Raw genomic sequence first — 4,218 nt, forward strand, 5'->3', positions numbered from 1 at the left:
GTTTATAGATTTATCTAAGAATTTGGGTGAAAGCTTATTTACCTATATGAAGCAAGCAACTGACCCCGTAGTTATCGATACGATCATTTGTGAAGCTGTTACAGATACGACTTATATTTGTATTCTTTTGTGCCAAGCTCATGATGCTTTTACCCATCAACTATTTAGTGAAGACGATGGCAGCTTAGCCACAGAACTTGTTTCTCATAAGGCTGTGTTACCTATGCCATCACAGAAGTTACGCGCCTTTGCATCTATTAATTTGCATGATTTTAGCGTTCGAATTTTTGAGCCTAAAGGTGAATTTGATGGTGAAGTATCCTATATCTTAGCGGATAAGGTATTACAATTAGGCACTAATCAATCTTCGCGAGATACGGTAAAAAAGGTGAAAGCTATTGTAGATAAGGTAGCTCAAGCGCATGAGTCTGATGGCATCGTTGAATTGACGACTGCAAAGTCTATGATTGCAAAAAATGCAGAAGTATCTGACACAGTAGATCCTGTTCGCATTGTGGAAGAGGTATTTAAAGCAAATCCGATTCAACAAGAGGCGGCTAAGAAGGAATTAGCCGATGCAGATATGATGCGGCCATTACCGGTGAATCGTGAGTTTGCTACAAAGGTTGGAGAACATCATAAGATTAAAACCGATACGGGCATTGAAATCTCGTTCCCTGTGGAGTATATGAAAAATCGCGAGTTCATTGAAATTAAAACTAATGATGATGGAACTTTGCGCATTGAATTAAAGAATATCAATAAAATTATGAATAAATAAGAATATCGGACTAGATATTAACTTATGGTGATTTATAATATATAGAAAAATATTATATATTGATTAGATTTATTTGTTACGCTAATATATAAGGTGGGATATAGTGAGTAAAGAAAAACATAAAAAGACTAACGCATTGCGTATTTTAGATACCCATAAGGTACCTTATAGCATTAGCGAATATGAATGGTCTGAGGAGCATGCAGCAGGACTTCATGTAGTAGAGGCGTTAGGCCTAGAGGAAAAGGAAGTTTTTAAAACTCTAGTTGGTAAAGGTGATAAAACAGGTTACGTTGTATTTTGTATTCCTGTAGCCTCTGAACTAGATATGAAACAAGCTGCTCGAGTTAGCCATAATAAGTCTGTAGAGCTTGTTCCTGTTAAGGATTTGTTGGGAATTACAGGTTATTTGCGTGGTGGCTGTTCTCCTGTGGGCATGAAAAAAGCATTTCCTACTTACTTTGATGCTACTATGGAGCCTCTAGAGTTCGTCTATGTCAGTGCAGGTCTACGTGGTATGCAAATGAAGGTAAATCCAAAAGATTTAGCATCTGTTGTAAATGCTGAATTTATTGAACTTACGATGGATCATTAAGAGGTGTGTATGGCTAAAAAGTTTTATGCAGTTCGCAATGGTCGTGTGCCAGGTGTTTATATGACTTGGGCTGATTGTGAGAAGCAGGTCAAGGGTTTTGGTGGAGCTATCTATAAGTCTTTTTCTACGGAAGCAGAAGCCCGTGCTTTTGTGGAGGACTCAGGCTTATCCTTAAGTGATTTTATGAGTGCTAATAAGAGCGAACCTAAATCATCTCAAGGCGTGAAGTCTACGTCTATAAGCTCTAGATCGGTAAGTTCTAGTTCTAGGGTTCAAAGTAAAGTATCAGCAAGTGTTGTGAAACCAGATTTTACTAAGCCAAACCATGTGGTTGCTTATATTGACGGTAGTTATAATAAAGGGACAAATACCGTTGGAGCAGGTGGTGTTATCTTCTTGAATGGGAATAGGGAGACCTTTTCCTTTCCCTCTACTGATGAACGATATACATCATTTTGGAATGTGGCTGGTGAGTTATTAGCTGCTATGTATGTTATGAAATATGCTGTTGATCGTGGCATTCCTGAATGTTCACTTTACTATGACTATATGGGCATTGAAATGTGGGCAACAAAGGGATGGAAACGCAATAATGCGCTTACTCAACAGTACGCAGCATTTTATGACTCAATAAAAGACCGTGTGCGTGTACACTTTCACAAGGTGGCTGCTCATACGGGCGATACATATAATGAAATGGCCGATGCACTAGCGAAACAAGGTGCAGGTATTTAGAAATATAAGAAGGGAGGGTGCTATGAATATATGTGTTACAGGTGGGGCCGGATTTATTGGTTCTCATCTTGTAGATCGATTAATTGAATTAGGGCACAAGGTGCTTGTTATAGATAATTTATCTACTGGTGTGCGTTCTTTTGTACATGAAGCTGCTCAATTTATTGAGATGGATGTGCGAGATCCAAAACTAGTATCTGTTTTTGAAGAATTTAAGCCCTCTATCGTATTTCACGAGGCAGCCCAAACTATGGTTCAATCCTCCATGGAGAATCCTAGTTATGACTGCGACGTTAATTTATTAGGGCTTATTAATGTACTTGATGCATGTCGTCAAGTGAAGGTTGAACAATTCTTAATGCCTTCGTCCGCTGCTGTTTATGGGGATTTAGCAGTATTGCCGCTAACTGAGGAATTAAGCGGGATGCCTTCTTCCTTTTATGGACTAACTAAGCTTACGGCAGAAGGGTATTTACGGATTTATCGTGAAGCCTATGGATTAAATACAGTATGCTTCAGATATGCCAATGTATATGGACCACGTCAAGGTGATGGTGGTGAAGGTGGCGTTATCAGTGTGTTCAACCGTTTAATCGTTGAAGGGCAGCCTTTAACTGTTTATGGTGATGGGGAGCAAACGAGAGACTTCATTTATGTAGATGATGTGGTAGAAGCTAATATCAAGGCTATGGGGAATAGTCAATGCACAGGTATTTATAATGTATCTACCAATAAGGGAACATCTGTTAATGAGTTGATTACGCGATTCCGTGCCATTAGTGGTGCTGATTTTATGGTGCACTATGAGGCTGAGCGGGTAGGGGATATCAAGCATTCTCGTTTAAGCAATGCCAAGGCAGAGCGCGATTTTGGCTTTGTAGCGACAACTACATTAGAGGACGGCTTACAAAAGACATTAGAATATTTTAAAGCTCATCATAAGTAAGAGATACAAGGTTTGGGGATATGAGTGATACACAATTTTGGGTAACTGTAGGTGTCTGGAATCTCATCGTATTTAGCATGTATGGATATGATAAATTATGTGCCATCAAGGGATATGGACGGATTTCAGAGTTTACTTTATTGTTTTTAGCATTTGCCTTTGGTGGTGTAGGTGCTTTATTAGGCATGGTTCTATGGCGCCATAAAACACTAAAGATTAAATTTAAACTAGCTATTCCTATTGCATTGCTGTGGTCTGTCTATGCGGTAGGCTTCGGTTATGGTTTGTGGGTAAACTGATTGCATAAACTAATATTTTATTCATTCTTTTATGATATAATGGGTAAAATATTGTACATAAAATGTCAGTGAAGGAGATATTTGATGTTGCGATTACAATCGGGGTTCGAGTTAGATTATGCTAACATATATAATGAAAGTTGCATACAAGAGCGAGACGTAAATAATTTTGAACGGGCTATACAAAATGTGTGGCGCCATACAAATATTTTACGTTCTACAGGCTTTGAAGAAGGCCATGTGTCTAAAGATGGTTTGCCAGAACCTGTATTGTTTTATCAGCTTCCATATATTTCGGAAGATGGTATCAATACACCAGATATGTTAAAACGTCTTTACGAATTGCGTGACTATGCACGGCACAATATCGATACAGTTGTGTCTGTAGGCATTGGGGGCTCTTATTTAGGGAGCAAAGTTATTTTTGATGTTCAATGTGGTGCATTTTGGAATAATCTAAGTACGGAAGAACGCAATGGATATCCACGGATGTACTTTGCTGGTTTTAACGTAGATGGCGACTATTTAGCAGGTCTTATCCGTACCTTAGAATACCAAGCTCAGAAAAAAGGCCCTGACTATAAGGTAATGCTCGTAATTACCTCCAAGTCTGGTTCTACAATAGAACCAATGGCCAACTTCATGATTTTGGAGAAGGCTTTACAAGATCGCAACATTAACTATGAAGTAGTAGCTGTAACAGATGTATCTGATGATGAACATCCTACAATTCTACGGGCTATGGCACTAGAAAATAATTGGAAAACTTATAGCATTCCTTATGGCGTTGGTGGCCGCTTCTCTGTATTTACAGAGGTTGGCTTTGTAACAGCTGCTCTTGTAGGTTTTGATATTGAAGGCT

Annotated in this window: 5 protein-coding genes and 1 pseudogene; all 6 read left to right on the forward strand. The window is 38.8% G+C overall.

Annotated features, from left to right (window positions below):
• A partial coding sequence (locus tag Q0F90_RS07690; protein WP_296004466.1) for a nucleoid-associated protein occupies positions 1-781 on the forward strand: 781 nt, incomplete at its 5' end.
• Between the two features lie 103 nt (positions 782-884).
• Positions 885-1,376, forward strand: coding sequence for a Cys-tRNA(Pro) deacylase (gene ybaK / locus Q0F90_RS07695; protein WP_296004467.1), 492 nt, complete (start codon positions 885-887; stop codon positions 1,374-1,376).
• A gap of 9 nt (positions 1,377-1,385) precedes the next feature.
• A complete protein-coding gene (locus tag Q0F90_RS07700) occupies positions 1,386-2,111 on the forward strand; it encodes a ribonuclease H family protein (RefSeq protein ID WP_296004470.1) in 726 nt (241 codons plus the stop codon).
• A gap of 22 nt (positions 2,112-2,133) precedes the next feature.
• Positions 2,134-3,057, forward strand: a complete 924-nt coding sequence (locus tag Q0F90_RS07705) for an NAD-dependent epimerase/dehydratase family protein (RefSeq protein ID WP_296004472.1) — start codon at positions 2,134-2,136, stop codon at positions 3,055-3,057.
• A gap of 20 nt (positions 3,058-3,077) precedes the next feature.
• Positions 3,078-3,356, forward strand: a complete 279-nt coding sequence (locus tag Q0F90_RS07710) for a DUF1294 domain-containing protein (RefSeq protein ID WP_296004474.1) — start codon at positions 3,078-3,080, stop codon at positions 3,354-3,356.
• A gap of 84 nt (positions 3,357-3,440) precedes the next feature.
• A pseudogene (locus Q0F90_RS07715) lies at positions 3,441-4,218 on the forward strand (glucose-6-phosphate isomerase); the annotation flags it as partial.

This window comes from uncultured Veillonella sp. (assembly GCF_934190855.1).
Classification (GTDB): Bacteria; Bacillota; Negativicutes; order Veillonellales; family Veillonellaceae; genus Veillonella.

Excerpts from the sequence above, each read along its gene's own strand:
- Q0F90_RS07710 (WP_296004474.1), top strand. The coding sequence starts at position 3,078 with ATGAGTGATACACAATTTTGGGTAACTGTAGGTGTCTGGAATCTCATC.
- Q0F90_RS07705 (WP_296004472.1), top strand. The coding sequence starts at position 2,134 with ATGAATATATGTGTTACAGGTGGGGCCGGATTTATTGGTTCTCATCTT.
- Q0F90_RS07700 (WP_296004470.1), top strand. The coding sequence starts at position 1,386 with ATGGCTAAAAAGTTTTATGCAGTTCGCAATGGTCGTGTGCCAGGTGTT.